Origin of the sequence: Wolbachia endosymbiont of Dipetalonema caudispina (genome assembly GCF_013365495.1) — a bacterium.
Taxonomy (GTDB): domain Bacteria; phylum Pseudomonadota; class Alphaproteobacteria; order Rickettsiales; family Anaplasmataceae; genus Wolbachia.
Window position 1 is genome coordinate 318,006 of the sequence record NZ_CP046580.1, and the last position, 17,201, is coordinate 335,206.

The 17,201-nt window shown below is 28.9% G+C and carries 12 protein-coding genes and 1 other RNA gene; 9 read left to right on the plus strand and 4 right to left on the minus strand.

What is annotated here, in order from left to right; all coding sequences use genetic code 11:
* Positions 1-200 precede the first annotated feature (200 nt).
* From GOY14_RS01205 to GOY14_RS01235, 8 genes are all read left to right on the plus strand, one after another.
* Positions 201-848 (plus strand): O-methyltransferase, encoded by a 648-nt coding sequence (locus GOY14_RS01205; RefSeq protein WP_175809863.1) that lies wholly within the window; start codon positions 201-203, stop codon positions 846-848.
* 856 nt (positions 849-1,704) lie between these two features.
* Positions 1,705-1,794: signal recognition particle sRNA small type (ffs, locus tag GOY14_RS01210), an RNA gene on the plus strand.
* Between the two features lie 27 nt (positions 1,795-1,821).
* Positions 1,822-3,303: a DNA polymerase III subunit gamma/tau gene (dnaX, locus tag GOY14_RS01215; RefSeq protein ID WP_175809484.1), complete on the plus strand. Its 1,482-nt coding sequence runs from the start codon at positions 1,822-1,824 to the stop codon at positions 3,301-3,303.
* A gap of 3 nt (positions 3,304-3,306) precedes the next feature.
* Positions 3,307-3,639: a YbaB/EbfC family nucleoid-associated protein gene (locus GOY14_RS01220; RefSeq protein WP_255419703.1), complete on the plus strand. Its 333-nt coding sequence runs from the start codon at positions 3,307-3,309 to the stop codon at positions 3,637-3,639.
* A 312-nt stretch (positions 3,640-3,951) separates the two neighbouring features.
* Positions 3,952-4,662: an acyloxyacyl hydrolase gene (locus tag GOY14_RS01225; protein ID WP_175809486.1), complete on the plus strand. Its 711-nt coding sequence runs from the start codon at positions 3,952-3,954 to the stop codon at positions 4,660-4,662.
* 41 nt (positions 4,663-4,703) lie between these two features.
* Entirely contained in the window at positions 4,704-4,826 is a 123-nt protein-coding gene (locus GOY14_RS03320) for a hypothetical protein (protein ID WP_255419704.1), read from the plus strand.
* Between the two features lie 94 nt (positions 4,827-4,920).
* A complete protein-coding gene (locus tag GOY14_RS01230) occupies positions 4,921-5,811 on the plus strand; it encodes an RNA polymerase factor sigma-32 (protein ID WP_175809488.1) in 891 nt (296 codons plus the stop codon).
* Positions 5,804-6,301 (plus strand): invasion associated locus B family protein, encoded by a 498-nt coding sequence (locus tag GOY14_RS01235; RefSeq protein WP_175809489.1) that lies wholly within the window; start codon positions 5,804-5,806, stop codon positions 6,299-6,301. The genes GOY14_RS01230 and GOY14_RS01235 overlap by 8 nt, the downstream gene beginning before the upstream one ends.
* 17 nt (positions 6,302-6,318) lie before the next feature.
* Here GOY14_RS01235 and hisS read toward each other — a convergent pair whose 3' ends face one another.
* The 4 genes from hisS to GOY14_RS01255 form a co-directional block, all read right to left on the minus strand.
* Positions 6,319-7,560 carry a histidine--tRNA ligase gene (gene hisS, locus GOY14_RS01240; RefSeq protein WP_175809491.1) on the minus strand — a complete coding sequence of 414 codons (1,242 nt, stop codon included), beginning with the start codon at positions 7,558-7,560 and terminating at the stop codon, positions 6,319-6,321.
* Entirely contained in the window at positions 7,557-8,129 is a 573-nt protein-coding gene (locus GOY14_RS01245) for a NifU family protein (RefSeq protein WP_175809493.1), read from the minus strand. Before GOY14_RS01245 ends, hisS begins: the two co-directional genes overlap by 4 nt.
* Before the next feature lie 487 nt (positions 8,130-8,616).
* Positions 8,617-10,002 (minus strand): amidophosphoribosyltransferase, encoded by a 1,386-nt coding sequence (gene purF / locus GOY14_RS01250; protein WP_175809495.1) that lies wholly within the window; start codon positions 10,000-10,002, stop codon positions 8,617-8,619.
* A gap of 1,305 nt (positions 10,003-11,307) precedes the next feature.
* Positions 11,308-14,010 (minus strand): PD-(D/E)XK nuclease family protein, encoded by a 2,703-nt coding sequence (locus GOY14_RS01255; protein WP_175809496.1) that lies wholly within the window; start codon positions 14,008-14,010, stop codon positions 11,308-11,310.
* 93 nt (positions 14,011-14,103) lie between these two features.
* Here GOY14_RS01255 and GOY14_RS01260 point away from each other — a divergent pair, with 93 nt between their 5' ends.
* Positions 14,104-17,148: a phosphoribosylformylglycinamidine synthase subunit PurL gene (locus GOY14_RS01260; protein ID WP_175809498.1), complete on the plus strand. Its 3,045-nt coding sequence runs from the start codon at positions 14,104-14,106 to the stop codon at positions 17,146-17,148.
* Positions 17,149-17,201: the final 53 nt, after the last annotated feature.

Consider the following 17,201-nt stretch of genomic DNA (forward strand, 5'->3'; position numbering starts at 1 on the left):
GAATGCGCCACAGCAGTCCCTTTAGTTATAACACAGCAATAATAAGCTGATTATTATACTAGTTAATTATAATATTATATATAATAATTATTGTCACTTAAAATTTTACGTTGTTAAATACTATTTTAAAGTAAATGCTTCTACTATTTCAAGCTAATACATATACTTTACGTAATTAAAGTTTTTAGTAAAATATTATGGTGCGTAATAACTTTGCTACGAAATTATCATATATAAGAAACTTATTTGTAAAGGATTGTATAGAGATAGAGGAATGTTGTATTTTTAAAAGTAAGAAACACATTCAAATTAGTGCTGAAGAGGGAAAGCTGCTTAGTTTTTTTATAAAAATTCATAAAGTAAAAAATGTTATTGAAATTGGTACATTATATGGTTATTCATCAATTTGTATGGCGCAAGCTTTACCTGAGTATGGTCATATATATACAATAGAAAATAATCTTGAACATTCAAGTGTAGCAAAGGCAAATTTTAATGCTTTTAATTTGAATAGTAAGATTACTTTAATGGAAGGCGACGCATCGGAAAAACTCAATGAGTTATCAGCACAAGCACCATTTGATATGATCTTTATTGATGCTAATAAGGTTGATTATCCTAAATATTTAGATTGGGCGGAGATATATATTAAACAGGATGGATTAATTATTGCTGATAACACTTTATTATTTAACACAGTATTTTTGGAGTCAGCTCCAAAGAAAAAATCAGAAAAATTGTGGTATGCTATGAGGGAATTTAATTATAGATTATCTAATAAAAAAAAATATTACTCTGTGTTGATTCCAACTGATGAAGGAATGACTGTTGCTTTAAAGCTGACGTAAGTGTGTGAAAATTAAAACTTTCTTATTGTGTTTGGGGGTAAGCCAAGAACCCTCTCAGTAATATATTATGAAACAGGTTTAATTCAATAAGTTATCTTTTAAAGTTTACTTTATTTTTTATAAAAAGCTACTTACTTAGCTTATTACAAAATATATCTACTGAATTTAGCTGTTGTGAAATAAACCTAATTAGTGCAAAATGTTTTTGTTAATTTAAGTACTTTATACTTTAATATAATCAAGACAGATTTGTTTGACTACTAAAGAATCATGGGGTATTATGTTAGTTGATTTTATTCTTTAGAATTAATGTTAGTAACTTTACTAAGTTTATTACAAACCAGCTAATTAAGGCTTAATTTTAGACTTACTAGCGGTAGAGAAGAGGAAATTTATTTGTTGGCAGATATATTTTGCTATTGATTTTTTTTAAATATACAGGTTGTGTGTTGCTGTTTCTATACTGGGATTATCTCTTTAAATTAAGATTTTGAGGTTTTTTTGTCGAGTTGGGGAGAAATCTTCATAAATTCATTATATTTTTCATAGGCTGCATATGAAGTTCTAACTTAGCTTTTTTTTTTGAGTAAGACTTTATAATTTTTGTAAAAATGGAAAGAAGTAAAGTATATAAAATCATAAACTTTCTTCTTTAATGTTTTTCTTTATTTTCTATATTATATATTTTAGTATTAGAAATACGATAGTTACTATATGTATAGTGATTTTTTATAGTGGCTTGTATGGTAACTAATTTTGATTTACTTCAAAAGTAAGTGTACTAAAAAAAATAACCTTAAGCTATCAAGTAGTATAAATATATTTTGTGTTGAGTGAAAAACAAGTATAATATTCTTTAAGGTATGCAGGCAAAAACTCTGTAACTTGGTCAGATCAGAAATGAAGCAGCCATATCAGAATCTTTTTGGGTTGCATACCTACATTTATTGTTTGATATTTAAGTTGAAGGTTTATGAATATAGCACTAAAATATCGTCCTGGTAACTTTAAAGAGTTGATAGGTCAAGATATATTAGTACATATTTTTAAAAATGCTTTTACTCTCAACAAAATTCCACAGTCTGTATTGCTTTCTGGTAGTAGTGGAGTTGGTAAAACTACAACGGCAAGAATAATAGCTTTATGTTTAAATTGTTCTTTAGGGCCAACTTTTGAACCTTGCGGATTATGTGAAAATTGTCTAGCAATAAAAAATTCAAGTCATCCAGATGTAATTGAGATTGATGCAGCAAGTCATACTAGTGTTGAAGATATTAAAGTAATATTGGGAGATGTTTGTTATTTACCTATAAGTTCTAAATTTAAAATTTATATTATAGATGAGGTACATATGTTATCGAGTAGTGCATTTAATGCATTGCTTAAAACTTTAGAGGAGCCACCATCTAATGTAAAGTTTATTTTAGCAACTACAGAAGTAAAAAAGATACCAGTAACTGTTATTGCACGTTGTCAAAGATTTGATTTACATAAAATACCTGTTATTAAAATAGTGAAGCATTTAAATGACATTGCAAAGAAAGAAAATTTTTTTGTTGAAAGTAGAGCATTAGAGTTAATTGCATATCATTGTGGTAATTCAATGCGTAATGCTTTATTTCTTATGAATCAAGCAATGTTATATAGTAAAGATTTAGTATCTGTAGAAAATGTAACAAAAATACTTAGTTTAGTAGATGAAGATATTGTATTTAATTTGATGGAAACACTATTAGATGGTAATTTACAAGAAACTTTATTAATATTTGATGAAGCAGCAAAAGTGGTAAGTCCACTTAGTATTTTAGAGAGTTTATTACAGGCAATTCAGTTGATATGTCGTTTTTTGATTACAAAGGAAATTAGTAGTTCAGTGCTGGAATATGGAAGAGATAAGATAAAAAATTTAAGTACAAAGAGGTCTTTAATATTTTTTGCAAGATTATGGAAAGTACTTCTTAAAGGAATTCAAGATATAAAAGCTTCGACATGTAGTGATATTGCTGCTGAAATGATATTAATCAGTCTCTGTTACCTTTCAGATTTGCCTTCTCCTGAACAAGTGGTTAAAAAAGTTCTTGCCCATGATACACAGCAAAGTAATACTTATGATGTGGAAGATATGCAGCAAAAAAAAAATAATTTTAATAAAATTTTGCAACTGTTACAGCAAAATAATCAAATTTATCTTTACAAACAGCTATGTAATAATTTACAATTAATAGATTGTAAACCTGGGTATTTAAAATTAAAGGCTGTATCTCAGTTGAATAGTGATTTTTGTGATGACTTAAAAAAGTATTTGAATCAGGTGACTCAGTATCAATGGTTAGTGATAGTTGACTTAGATTATGTTAATAGAGGAATAAGAAATCTAAGTTGTGCATCTGTAGTCAAGGATATACTTGATACATTTAAGGGTGCAAAAGTAGTAAATATAGAAGATAAGGAGTAAGTGGTGGATTTTAGTCAAATAATGAAGCAAGCACAAGAGATGCAAAAAAAACTTGTAGAGGCTCAAGAAAAATATATTGGAAAAGAATTTCAAGGTATTTCTGGTGGCGGTAAAGTTTCCGTGTTAATGGAGGTTATAAAGATAGGTAGTTATAAAGCAAAAAAAATAAACATAGATTTAGAGTTTATGAGAAATGAGGAGAAAGATATAGTAGAGGACTTAGTAATAGCAGCATTTAATGATGCTATTAAAAAAGTAGAAGCTGATATGGCAAATGCGACTTCTAATCTTGCGAGTATGATAGGTCTTCCTCCTGGGTTTAAGCTTCCTTTCTAGAGTTCTTTCTGTTTAACAAAAAAAGTTTCTGATGTTCTTAATGTTGTCTTTAGTTTGGTTGTTTTATGCTATATCAAAGTAAAGCTGTAGGCAATAAGAGAAATGAATGGGAAAAGTTAAGAAAATGCTATAGTTTAAAGAGAAAGGAAGTGTAGATAGAAAATTATCTGGTTTTATTTATTGTGGTTTTTTACTTTTTCCTAAAAAGTAGTTTAAATGCTAAATATTTTATATTATTAAGTTAGTGCTTGACTTAACTTTAGCTTTTATTTAAATTGCTAAATGTGGATTATTTTTTTGACGAGGGTGATTATGCATTATAAAAAGTTTTTTTCAGCAACTGCTTTAGTGACTTTGCTAAGTTTATCAAGCGCTGCTTTTTCAGATCCTGTTGGTTCAATAGATGATGAAGAAACTAATTGCTATATTCGTTTGCAGTACAACGGTGAATTTTTACCGTTTAAAACGGAGATTGATGGTGTTACAGGTGCTAAAAAGAAGAATACAGATGCTCATGTAGTTAGTGATCTTTATAAAGCTTCTTTTATGGCTGGTGGTAGTGCTTTTGGTTATAAAATGGATGATATTAGAGTTGATATTGAAGGGCTTTATTCACAGCTAAGTAAGGATGCGTTTGAAATAGCTCCTACTCCGGCAATAGCAGATAATTTAAATGTACTGTCAGGATTAGTTAATGTTTATTATGATGTAGCAATTGAAGATATTCCTGTTACTCCGTATGTTGGTATTGGTGTTGGTGTAGCGTATCTTAGTAATCCTTTAGCAGTAAAAGTTATAGGTGATAAAGAATATGGGTTTGGCTTTGCTTATCAAGCAAAAGCTGGTGTCAGTTATGATGTAACTCCAGAAATTAAACTCTTTACTGGAGCTCGTTATTTTGGTTCTTATGGTGTGAAGTTTGATAAACTAGTTGCTGAAGGTGGTCAGCAACCTACTAAAGATGGAATTAAAGTTCTTTATAGTACTATTGGCGCAGAGGCTGGATTAATGTTTAATTTTTAGTTTATTTTGTACTCTTCATTGTTTTTAGTTTTGTTATTTTAGTGTTAATAGTTGTTAAAGATCTAAAAAATGTTAATTCCAGTGTACAAAAACACTGGAATGGCATGGCTCGTTATGTATTACTTGAGCTTATATTGAAGTCTATAGGGTTTTTAATCATTTAAGAGTAATAATTTACATTTTTCTTTGAGTGAAGACTTGAATTTTTACTAGAAAATTACGTATATTATATACATTAAGATTTTAGTTTAAGTTATTATGTTAGTTCCGGCAGTGGGTTTATGTATTAATAGTGCTAGTTTAGCTCAGTATATTATTGAAGTGCAAAAATTTCCTATGCTTTCTCAAGAGGAAGAAATACGATTAGCCAAAAATTGGCATCAATATAAAAATGTTTCTTCTGCTCATAGATTGATCACTAGTCATTTAAATTTGGTAGTAAAAATTGCAATGAAATTTAAAAATTATGGGCTGTTGCTTATGGACTTAATTATGGAAGGAAATATGGGCTTAATGCATGCAGTGAAAAAATTTAATCCTGATTTAGGATTTCGTTTTTCGACTTATGCAGTATGGTGGATTGAAGCTTCAATAAAAGATTTTATATTGAAGTCTTGGTCATTTATAAAAATAGGTACAACACAAGCACAGAGAAAATTATTTTTTAGTTTACGTAAAATAAAAAAAAGAATTTTACAATATACAAATAGGGAAATTTTAAGTGATGAGGAGATAAGAATCATATCTAATGAACTTTCTGTATCTGAAGGAGATGTCGTGCAAATGAATCACCGTTTGGCTTATAAGGATCAGTCATTGAATAATTATTTAAAAGTAGGTAATGATTCTAAGAAAGAATTGCAAGATATAATTCCTTGTAATTCAGCTACTCAAGAGGTAACTTACCAAAAGTATGAAGAAAAAGAGTTGAAAGAGACAATTTTAAATAATGCATTAGCAAGTCTTAGTGAAAGGTCAAGGGACATTTTTATTAGTAGATATTTATCTGAAAATACTCAAACTTTAGATGAACTTGGTAAAAAATATGGTATTTCAAGAGAAAGGATAAGACAATTAGCTGAACAAGCCATGATCAAGGTGAGACAATATATACAGTCAGAGAGTTTAAGACTTAATTTATATGCGTAGTTTTTTTTTATTTCTAATATTTTTTTCAATAAGTGCTTTTGCATCAGTTAATAGTGTTCAGTTGAAAGAAAAGTATAAAGATTGGTTTGTATATTCTGTATTAGAAGATGGAGAAAAAGTATGTTATATTATATCTTATCCTAAGAAAAAAAGTGAACATTATATAACTGCTCGTGAGCCATATGTGATGGTTAATTATATTGATAAAAGAGCGGATGAGGTAAGTGTTACTTCTGGTTTTCAGTATGATAAAGAGCCTGTAATTCTAAATATAGATAGAAGAATTAGGTATGTATTACCTATAATACAGGGAAGTTTTGCATGGACAGAGCATATAAAAAAAGATCAGGATTTAATCCTTAGGATGAAACAAGGAATATCAATGATGGTGAGTGGAAAAATAAAAGCAACAACTGTTGATGATGCTTATTCTCTGCTTGGATTTCAAAAGGCATATCAGAAAATGCATAATTCTTGTCATGCAAAGTGAATTATATTTATCACGACTTATATAAGTAAAGCTTGATCAATGTTTTTTACTATATCATCACAAGTAACTATTTTTTCTTTACCTGTATCCATATCTTTGATTTTTAGGGTTTTACTATTTAATTCTTTGTTACCAAAAGTAAGCACAGTTTTAGCATTTGCTTGATTTGCTTTTTTCATACGGCTTTTAAGCGTTCCGCTATATTCATGAATTATGTATAAACCATTCTTGCGCAATTTGTTTGCGAGTGTCAAAGCGTATTCTTCAGCATTTTTACCAATAGGAATTAGGTAAGTAGGTCTTTTCTTTTTTATAGAGAAATTGATTAATTTCATTATGCGCTCGATACCTCCAGCAAATCCTATTGCTGGGGTATATTTTTCACCTATCGAAGACAATAGATTATCATATCTTCCCCCTGCAAGTACTGCTTCTTGACTACCCAAATTTTCTGTTATGAATTCGAATACTGTATGACAGTAATAATCTAATCCACGAACTAATTTATTGTTTACGGTGTAGGGTATATCAAGGACTGTTAATCCATTTAGTATTTGATCAAAAAAATATGATGATTCTTTTGTATAATGATCACTAATTCTAGGAGCATCAGAAATTATTTTTTTATCTGTTTCATTTTTAGAATCTAATATTCTGAGTGGATTTTTAATCAATCTATTTTGACTATCTTCTGATAAGTCATTTTTAAATTTTTTAAAATATGATATTAGAGCTTCTCTATATTTTGGTATTGTTTCACTACCACCTAAAGAATTAATTTCTAGCTTTAAATTTTTCTCGATACTAAATTCGGTTAATAGGTGTTGAGCGAGTGATATCAATTCAATATCAGCTTTTGGATCTTCTATACCAAAAACTTCGAAATTTATTTGATGAAATTGTCTTTGTCTTCCTTTTTGTGGTCTTTCGTATCGAAATGTAGGTCCTGTTGAAAATAGTTTGATCGGTGTTTGTAATTTTTTTTCAATCAATAGTCTCACAATTGCCGTAGTAAATTCAGGGCGCAAGGTTATACTTTTTCCTTTTTTATCGTTAAAAGTATACATCTCTTTATTGATGATGTCTGAGCTATTACCTAAAGTTTTTGTGAAGACTTCTGTATATTCAAATATCGGAGTTTGAACAGGCAAAAAACCATATAGATTTGAAATTTTACTTGCTGTTTGTTCTATATATTTAAATTTGTACCATTCATTGAATAATAGATCTTTCGTTCCTCTGACTGTTTTAATGATCATAGTATAGTCTCTACACTTAAAATTTCAGGTATATGATAGCATAGCATATTTTGTACTCCCTGCTTAAGAGTAATTATAGCGCTTGGGCATCCAGAGCAAGCCCCTTGCAGTTCAACATAAACTATTCCATCTTTGTAACCACGAAATTTTATATCACCACCATCTTGAGCAACTGCAGGTTTGATATAACTTTTCATTAATTCTTTTATTTTTTTTACAATTTCTATATCGTTTTCATTAAAAAATTCTTCTTTTAGAATTTTATTATCATTTATATTTTCTTGATCTAGAGCTTTTCCACCAGAAGTAAAGTGATCCGTAATTGTGGTTAAGACTTCTACTTTTAATATATTCCAATCAATTTTATCAGATTTTGTTACTGAAATAAAATTGTGACCAAAAAACACTCTTACTACATGTTTTATTTGAAAAAGATTTGTTGCTAATTTAGAGTTTTTTATCTCATTTGCGTTTGAAAAATCTGCTGTTTCTTTTCTGTTTAAAATTGTAAATCCAGGAAGGAATTTTAGTGTATTTTGATTTGGTGTTTCTTTAATTTGAATAAACATGTTGTTTACCATAAGAATTATAATTGTTACTATTTAACCATAAAATGGTAAAGGAATATATATATTGTTTGTCTTTTTTGCTCTTTTTTTTTGATACTCATGGTAGTAGTATTTTTTTCGCTAGCATTACTGTGTTTATTTTCTCTTTAATGTGAAAAATAAAGAGAAAATAAATTTTGTGGGTGCTTCTATATTAATAGATTTTGAAGATTTGATAGTGTTAGAATTTTACTAAGAATAAAATTAGTGGTAATTTTATCTTGATAGATAGAGGTATTGAAAATGCAAAGTAAACTCGAAATAGGCAGTAAAATAATCAATATATAAAACAAATTACTATTAATATAAGGTGAAGTAGATGTTATATAGTAGCCAAAATCACTCTAGTATGGGTTTTATTGAGAGAAAGTCTTTGATGTTGTAATCATAAAATATTATTCTTGTCAGAACTTTTTTTAAAAGGTTAATTTTTTTAACTAATTAGTGATTACCTACCAATTGGGTAATCACCAGTGAAACAAGCATCACAGTATTGAGGCATTATGTTATTACGTTTCTTTTTTCTAATAGCTTGATATAGGCCATCAATGCTTAGGAAAGTTAAGCTATTTACCCCAATACTTGCTTCTATTTCTTTTATAGATTGGTTTGCAGCAATTAAATCTTTGCGTTCTGGTGTATCAATTCCATAAAAACAAGAATACTTAATTGGTGGGCTTGAAATTTTAAGGTGAATTTCTTTTACTCCTGCATCTTTTAGCATGACTATTATATTTTTAAGTGTATTACCACGTACTATACTATCATCTATTAAAATGATATTTTTGTTCTTTAAAATGAGTTTATTAGCATTAAATTTTAATTTTATTTTAACTTTACGTACTTCAGCAGTTGGTTGTATAAAAGTTCTTCCTATATAGTGGTTACGGATTATTCCTAGTTCCATAGGTAAAGCTGAATGCTTTGAATATCCAATAGCTATAGGCGTTCCAGAATCAGGTATTGGTACAATCATGTCTACATCTTTTTTTGGAGGACTTTCCTTCGCAAGCGTTCTTCCTATTTCTTTTCTTATATCATATATAGACTTATTTTCCATTACGCTATCTGATCGCGAGAAGTAAACGTATTCAAAAATACAAAAGCTTGACTTTTGCTGTGAGAAAGGAAATGCTGAAGATAAGTTTCCATTACGATCAAGAGTAACTATTTCACCTGGTTCTATTTCTCTTACGAATTCTGCGTTTACTATATCAAAAGCACATGTTTCAGATGCAAGCATGTAAGAACCGTTTAACTTTCCTGAAACAAGAGGCCTAACTCCTGCTGGGTCGCGCACTCCAATAACTATTTCTTGATTAATTGCAATAAAGGAATAAGCACCTTGTATTTGCTTTAATGCGTATATGAGGCTATCTAGAAAGCTACTTTTTGTACTAGTTTCTATTAGACGTACTACTATTTCTGTGTCAATGTCTGATTGAAAGATACATCCTTGTTTGATTAATTGTTCACGTATTAAAGAAGTTTTTATTAAATTGCCATTGTGTGCTATAGCAAAATCTCCAAATTTTCTGCTTTTGCCAAGCATAGGTTGTACTTCAGACTTGCTGCCACTCGTTGAATATCGGACGTGACCTATTGCATAATTTCCAGGTAGGGATTTTTTTATTTCACCTATTTCTTCAAGAATACTATTCACTTGACCTTGAAAATAATAAGAATGTAACTTACCGTTATTGCTTGTTGTTACACCAAAGGATTCTTGTCCTCTATGCTGTAGAGCATGAAGACTTAATATAGAGTCAAAAGCAGCGTTTTTATTATAGCTTGTTCCAAATACCCCGCACTCTTCATGCATTTCATTAAGCATAGAAATTGTTGAGTAAAGTATAATTTTACTTTAGTATAGGCAAAGTACAAGCATTTTATTACTTTCGCTACTTGATTTTTTATAATAATTCAACATTCTTTAGAAGTTTAGATTTACTGCTAGGTAAAGAATTTATAATAAGAACACATCTACAAGATTTTTTTTAATTGAGTGAATCGTAACACGAAAGTAGTCCATAGAAAGATTTAATTTTATTTGTAAAATTTTTAATGGTGAATGAATTGAGAGAATATTTGTAATTAGTGACTTGAGCAAATTTCATGTATTTGATTTGATGTATGAATTTTGATATGTAGGTTAGTTATTTTAGATATATTATGATTACTATAACATTATTATGTCAATAATGATGTCCTATGTTTTACTTGTAAAAGTATGCAATTTTATTTTAATTTTCTCAATAATGGTGATTGTTTAAATAGCAATAATTCCAGGTGTAATTTCATTATAAATGATATGATATTATAATATAACAGATCAATCTATTTTGTGTTCATTTTTTTGAAACACTTCTGAAAGGTGTTTTGTAAAATTAGTATTTTGTATTATTTTTATGTTTTGAGTGGTAGATGCAATGTAAGTTACTTTTTAAGTATATTTTCTTTAAAATTTAATATTTAGTAAATAATTTTATAGGTTATTTCCCTCTTTTTAGGTCTATATGTATACTGTTTATCAGTCTTCTTTTTTAATTAAGTGTAATCTAAGGTTTATGCTTTTTAGTAATATTATACAATTTAATATTGTAACAATTTTAATCATGACTAAAGAAGTAACTACTGGACGCTCTTTTTTTTATTAAATAAAACTTCCTAAAAAATTTGATAACCTAGAGTTATTGGAATAATTCTTTGATTAATATATGCATGACAAATTTAAGTTTATGGATATTATTTTGTTATATAATTGCTTATTTTAATAATTTTAGTGTTTTAATGGGTCTTCTTTATATGTTTGAGCATAACTTTATTGAATAGAAATATATGCTTAATATAATACCTTATATAGTAGCTTTAAAGATTAAAGAAGCTAAAATAAAAAGTGAGACCTTAAAGGTAAGTTTATTTATTAATTTATTTTATTTTGTTTTTTAATCTGTAGAATATTATCAGAAATAAACATTAAGTTAAGTTTTTGTTTAACGTAAAGAAAAAAAGTATATTTTGCTTTTACGTTATTTTTAAAAGTAAAGAGGTGCAAAAAGCATATTAATAACCGTGTAGGCTTATAGTATGCAAGTTAGATATATTTTATATTAATTTATTTTCTGATATATTTACTAGTTTATAACCATTCTTCTGTTCTTTCTAGTTGCTTATAGTTGTTAAATCTTAAAAATCTATTAAAATATGGAGAGGCAGTAAAAGGTGTAATCTCTTTTAAGTAATTAAATAGAAAGCTTGGCAGGTTTTTTTTAAATTCTTGCATTTTTAGCTTAAAATCTTTTAAAGTAATAACTGTAATTTTATCATAATCAAGTTTCCAGTAAACAAGCTCTGAAACTTCTTTTTTTGTTGTGTGTTCTACTGCTAAGGCTTGTAAAATTAATTGTGGGAAAAAACCTGATATGACTTCTTTCTTAGAGGGAGGTGAACCAAGTTTATAGTCTATGATTGCTACCTGTCCACTAGATAAATGTTCGACTCGATCGCATCTTGCTGTTAGTAAAATTGATGATTTGTTCATTCGAAAAATATGACTGTCGTTATGTGTTGGAATATTAGCTATTGAATAGGAAAAATTTTTTTCTAACTCAGTATGATTGTTTCTATTCTTATTAAATTTGATAAAAGATTGAATTATTTTTTGCATTTTTACCCACCACATACTTGAGAAATTGAATTGGCTGCTTGAAAATACTTTGTGTGCAATGCTTATTAGTGACTTTCTGTTACATAAATGCCTTTCAAGTATACTATGTATCATAGTGCTAAATTCTAGTATTGATGGTTTATAATTTAAGTCCTTTAATTGTTTGATGTTTAGTATATATTCAACATAAAATGAGTAAGGATTGCGAATCAATTTTTCTACTGCACTACAGGACATTATTTGCATTTTTTCTTTTCTTGCTTTAGCGTGAGGCTTAGGTGTAGGTTGAGTATATGGAACAATGCATTCAGGTGTATTTAATATTTTTAGCCAATCACGATAAGAATATTTTGTTTTTTCTACTACTAACAAAGTTTCTAATCGGCTCAATATGGTTGGTTTTCTGCTGTTCACCAGCCTTGTGATATAAACTTTACTTGTAGCAAATAGATTGAACAGAGTATACAAAAAATATCCTTGCTCTTCTTGCACAGAGGGAAAGTTGAATTTTTCTCTTGTTGAGGCATTTAAAAATGGATTTTGGAAACTCGGTATATCATAAAATCCAGCAAGTATTACAACTTTGTTATGGCATAAACTAAGTTTATTTGAGTTACTTGCTATAGAAAAGAACTCTTTTTTTAAGAGGAGCATTAAAATTTGTTCGTATAATTCTAAAGAACATTTGATTGTTATACTTTTACATGTGCATGCATTCAAGAAATCGTAAATGAAATTGCCTATTTCATTGTTCATTTTTAAAAGATTTATATTGGAAAGCATATTAATACATTGTAAATGAGTTGTTATGATATAAGAAATGGAATAATTAATGTTATTAGCTAGTGAATTAAATATAATTTTTAATTTATTGAAAATAATTAATATATCTTCTTTATATTTTAGTTTTTTGTGGGTATTGATAGCATTTATAATATCTCTCATGCCATTTGTATTAAAGTTACGTAGTATTTTTATTTCAAGCTCAGATAAAATTTTATTATATTTTTCTTGAGAAAATCCAAAAGTCACTAACTTGTGTTTGAGAAGAGCAAGTAATGCTACGCTATTCCAGTTTGAAGTTAAAACTTTAATGGTATAAACTAAAAGTGTTATATAGGAATAGTTTTCTGATGTTGGTTTTAATAAACAAGTTATACGAGTTGCGAGTAATTTGTCAAGAACAATCAAGGAAACGTTTTTATAGCCTTCATTCTCTATAATTAATGATATTACTTGTGTTTCTTCTTCTCTTGAGTCACAAGTAATAACTTCAATATTTTTAATATACCTGTTACTAACTTTGCTAAGATCAGTAGTTGTATCAAAGATATAATTTAGTTGTTCTATAGTCATTTTATCGCAGGTTTCAGTTTTGCATGCTGAAGCGATATCTGTGTGAGTTTGTTTAAGAAAGCTTACATTTTTTCTATTTACATTTAAGTAATTTAGTAGATCTTTCATACTATATTGATAGTGTCTTTTATCGAGTGATTTCCAATCTTTCTCTTTAATTTTTAAATTAAGGTGGGGTAAGATTATTTTTCCAAGTGGGAGGTTATATATAGCTTTGATTAATAACTTATAAATTTCGCTTTTTTCAATTCCAATAAGAATTATATGTTGGTCTTTTTTAAAAGAAGCAATCATATTTTTTATGTAATTGCTCTTATGTTTTAATATATCTATTACTCCTAAATTTTTTGTGATCTTGTTCCAGGTTTTAGTAAGTGAATTTATGAACTTTTCTATTTTTTTTGAGTATCCATTAAATTGATAATGATCTATCGTTTGAGTGAATTGAATCTTGTCAAACAATAATAGTAGGTTGTGAACTAAATCAATAGAGAAATTATCATTATTTTTCTTGTTCCATTCTAGGATGAATTGAATTAATAGAAGTATCTTTTTTGTTGGTTTTATGATCTTGATTTTATCAAGATTTAATATTAAGTTTTCCTCATTAATGTTTTCTAGTGAAATTATTTCTGGTAAAATTATAAAATTTTTAGTACTATAGCTTTTGAATGCATTCAACAAGGCTATAGCATCTTTTTTACAAGGCAGTATGATTTTTATTTCAGGAACTTTTTCTTTTTTATATTCAGAAAATATGTACTTGATTAGCACATTGAAAAAATTTTCGCATAAGTTAATTGTAAAAATTTTTTTCATGAAATACTAACTAATATTAGTGTTTATTATATAGTAAAAATAAGTATGTTTGAAAGTTAATAATTATTATACATTGGAGCTTTATAATGTTGTATGGCAAATATTAGGGTAGAAGTTATAAATAAATATGAGCAAGTTAGTGATAGGTGTCTAGTTGACGTTTATTTAATTTGCATAAGTAAAGAGTTATCACCGAAGCTATATGAAGAAGTTTGTGGGTTGTTTTGCAATAAGGTTATACAAGACTGTCGTTATTATTTCTATGATAGTAATTATAAAGGGGTTCGATCTGATTTTATAGACCAGAAAATTAAATGGGGTTTAGAAATAAGCTTTTTATCTGGTGTAACTGATAATATAGGTAATACAGCAAAACAAATTGTTAAAGAATATTTAATAGCTAAAGGCTATGTTTATGAGGATATTGATATTAACGCAATAAGTTCTAAATTGATTTTAGGTAAAGGGGACGTACCAACCGAAGATAGTATAAAGCATGAGTTTAATCCTATCATTCAGTATTGTACACTTATTTATAGAGAAAATGGTCATTTTAATTGGAAATATTACGGTAGACTAAATATTTGCTCTGATGTTGTTCCAGTATCATGCCCTAGCATGATAAAGAAGGAAATAACTATTAAAAATAAAGCTAAGATTGTTAATTTGGATGTAAGCGATCAAGAACTTGAAAAGATTGGTAGATATGGAATCAATGGTAATGGTCCTTTAGGACTTTCTCTTATGGCAATGAAAACCATAAAGAATTATTTTGCGAAACTGAATAGAAATCCGTTCAATATTGAGCTTGAGTCTATTGCACAAACATGGTCTGAGCATTGTAAGCATAATATTTTTTGTTCTCCAATTGATAAAGTAAAAGATGGTTTATATGTACATTATATTAAGCGTGCTACACGTGAAATAAATTCTGAAATATGTGTGTCAGTTTTCTCTGACAATGCAGGGGGAATCATTTTTGATGATGATCACTTAATTGTAGATAAAGTTGAAACTCATAATAGTCCTTCAGCTCTTGATCCGTTTAGTGGAGCGATGACTGGAGTACTTGGAGTTAATCGTGATATAGTGGGTTTTGGCAAAGGTGCAGAGCCTGTAATGAATACTTATTATTTTTGCTTTGCCAAGGAAGTAAAAGATAGATTTTATAGGGATAAGGGGTGTACTGATGAGGTTTTGCTGCCAAAATATATAATGAGAGGAGTTATTCATGGTGTTAATGTTGCTGGTAATTGTTCTGGTATTCCAACACAGCTTGGATCGGTATATTTTGATGATAGATTTTATGGTAGGCCATTAGTTTTTGTTGGAAGTGTTGGAATTATTCCACGCAATATAAGTAATACACCTTCACATATTAAAAAACCTAAGAATGGTGATAAAATTGTAATTCTTGGTGGAAGAGTTGGTAGAGATGGAGTTCATGGTGCGACGTTCTCTTCAGGAGCATTGTCTGGAAGCTGTTCTTCAACAGTTGTGCAAATTGGTGATCCTATTACACAAAAGAAGTTAGTCGATGCTATCATAGAGGCAAGGAGTTTAGGTCTTTATAATGCGATAACGGATAATGGAGCAGGTGGGTTATCGTCATCCATTGGTGAAATGGGGAAGGACGGATTTAAAGTTGATTTAAGTAAAGTTCTACTTAAATGTGATGACATGGCTTCATGGGAAATATGGATATCAGAATCACAAGAGAGAATGACCTTAGCAGTATCAGTAGAAAATCTTCATGCGTTTAGGCAAATTATGAAAAAACATGATGTAGAATTTAGTATGATTGGAGAATTTAATAATAGTGGTAAAGCTGTTGTTGAATGTCCAGAAGGGGTAGTGATAATGGACATGGAAACTGAATTTTTACATAGTGGTAACCCTAAAATTTATTTGCAGACAAAGCCATGGTCTGCAAAGACTCAGTCTAAATTCTTATATCAAAATGTATGTGATACTCAATCTCAGTGTAAAATAAATTCTAATGTTAAGCGTCAGAATAATTTTTATACGTCATGTGCTAGAATGACAACAACAAGTCTTGTTTTTCTAGAGGTTGAGCTAAAAGAAATGCTGAGCAGACCCAATATATGCAGTAAAGAGTTTATAGTGGTGCAATACGATCATGAAGTTCAAGGTTCGTCTGTGTTGAAACCACTGCAGGGTAAGGGAAGAGTATGTAGTGAAGTTATTGTTTCGAGGCCAATTCTCAGCTCAAATAGAGGAGTTATAAAGTCGCAGGGATTCGGTTCCAGTTATGGAGAAATTGATACTTATCATATGGCAGCTTGTGCGATAGACACTGCTATACGTAGTTGTGTAGCTGCAGGAGGAAATATAAATTATCTAGCGTTGCTCGATAATTTTTGTTGGTGTGATGCTTATAATCCTGAAAGATTATGGCAGCTAAAGAGAGCTGCAAAGGCTTGTTACGATTTTGCAATTGTATTTAAAACTCCATTTATATCTGGAAAAGATAGTATGTTTAATGATTTTAAAGGATATGATAAAAATGGTAAAGAAGTAATGATCTCTGCACCACCATCATTACTTATTTCAGCAATTGGAGTTATAGAAAATATTGAGAATGTAGTATCTCTTGATGTAAAAATGCCGGGAGATTTGATATATGTGCTCGGTACAACCTACGATGAGCTTGGTAGGTCCGAATATCAATTATATAGTGGAATAAATAATAATAATGTACCAAAAGTTGATGCAAAAAGTGCTAAGGAATTATATGAACGCTACAACTTTGCGATAAAAGATGATATAATTGTTTCTGCAATTGCATTAAACTTAGGAGGATTAGCTATTGCTTTGGCAAAGTCACTGATTGCAGGAGACTTGGGTGCTAAAGTTGATTTTTCATTAGTACCAATAGGGAGAATACAGAAACAGAATATGAATCTGATAAATAAGATAACAATGTTTTCTGAGTCACAAAGCAGAATTTTGGTCACTATAGCACCACAAAATCAGCAGAGGTTTGAAGAATTATTTAAAGGTATAGTTTTTTCATGTATTGGTAAGGTAACAGAAGAAAAAGTTCTAAATATAAAAGGTATCTTAAAAGTAGATTTAAGGGATTTAGGTAATAGTTATCGTAGCATGCTAATATAAGATTTTGTATTAAGCACTTCAATGAAGTCATTTTTATTTAAAGTAAGATATAC

Bases quoted from the DNA above. Each gene is read 5' to 3' on its own strand.
- GOY14_RS01245 (WP_175809493.1), bottom strand. From the start codon at position 8,129: ATGTTTATTCAAATTAAAGAAACACCAAATCAAAATACACTAAAATTC.
- GOY14_RS01260 (WP_175809498.1), top strand. From the start codon at position 14,104: ATGGCAAATATTAGGGTAGAAGTTATAAATAAATATGAGCAAGTTAGT.
- dnaX (WP_175809484.1), top strand. From the start codon at position 1,822: ATGAATATAGCACTAAAATATCGTCCTGGTAACTTTAAAGAGTTGATA.
- GOY14_RS01255 (WP_175809496.1), bottom strand. From the start codon at position 14,010: ATGAAAAAAATTTTTACAATTAACTTATGCGAAAATTTTTTCAATGTG.
- GOY14_RS01225 (WP_175809486.1), top strand. From the start codon at position 3,952: ATGCATTATAAAAAGTTTTTTTCAGCAACTGCTTTAGTGACTTTGCTA.
- GOY14_RS01230 (WP_175809488.1), top strand. From the start codon at position 4,921: ATGTTAGTTCCGGCAGTGGGTTTATGTATTAATAGTGCTAGTTTAGCT.
- GOY14_RS01235 (WP_175809489.1), top strand. From the start codon at position 5,804: ATGCGTAGTTTTTTTTTATTTCTAATATTTTTTTCAATAAGTGCTTTT.
- hisS (WP_175809491.1), bottom strand. From the start codon at position 7,560: ATGATCATTAAAACAGTCAGAGGAACGAAAGATCTATTATTCAATGAA.
- purF (WP_175809495.1), bottom strand. From the start codon at position 10,002: ATGCTTAATGAAATGCATGAAGAGTGCGGGGTATTTGGAACAAGCTAT.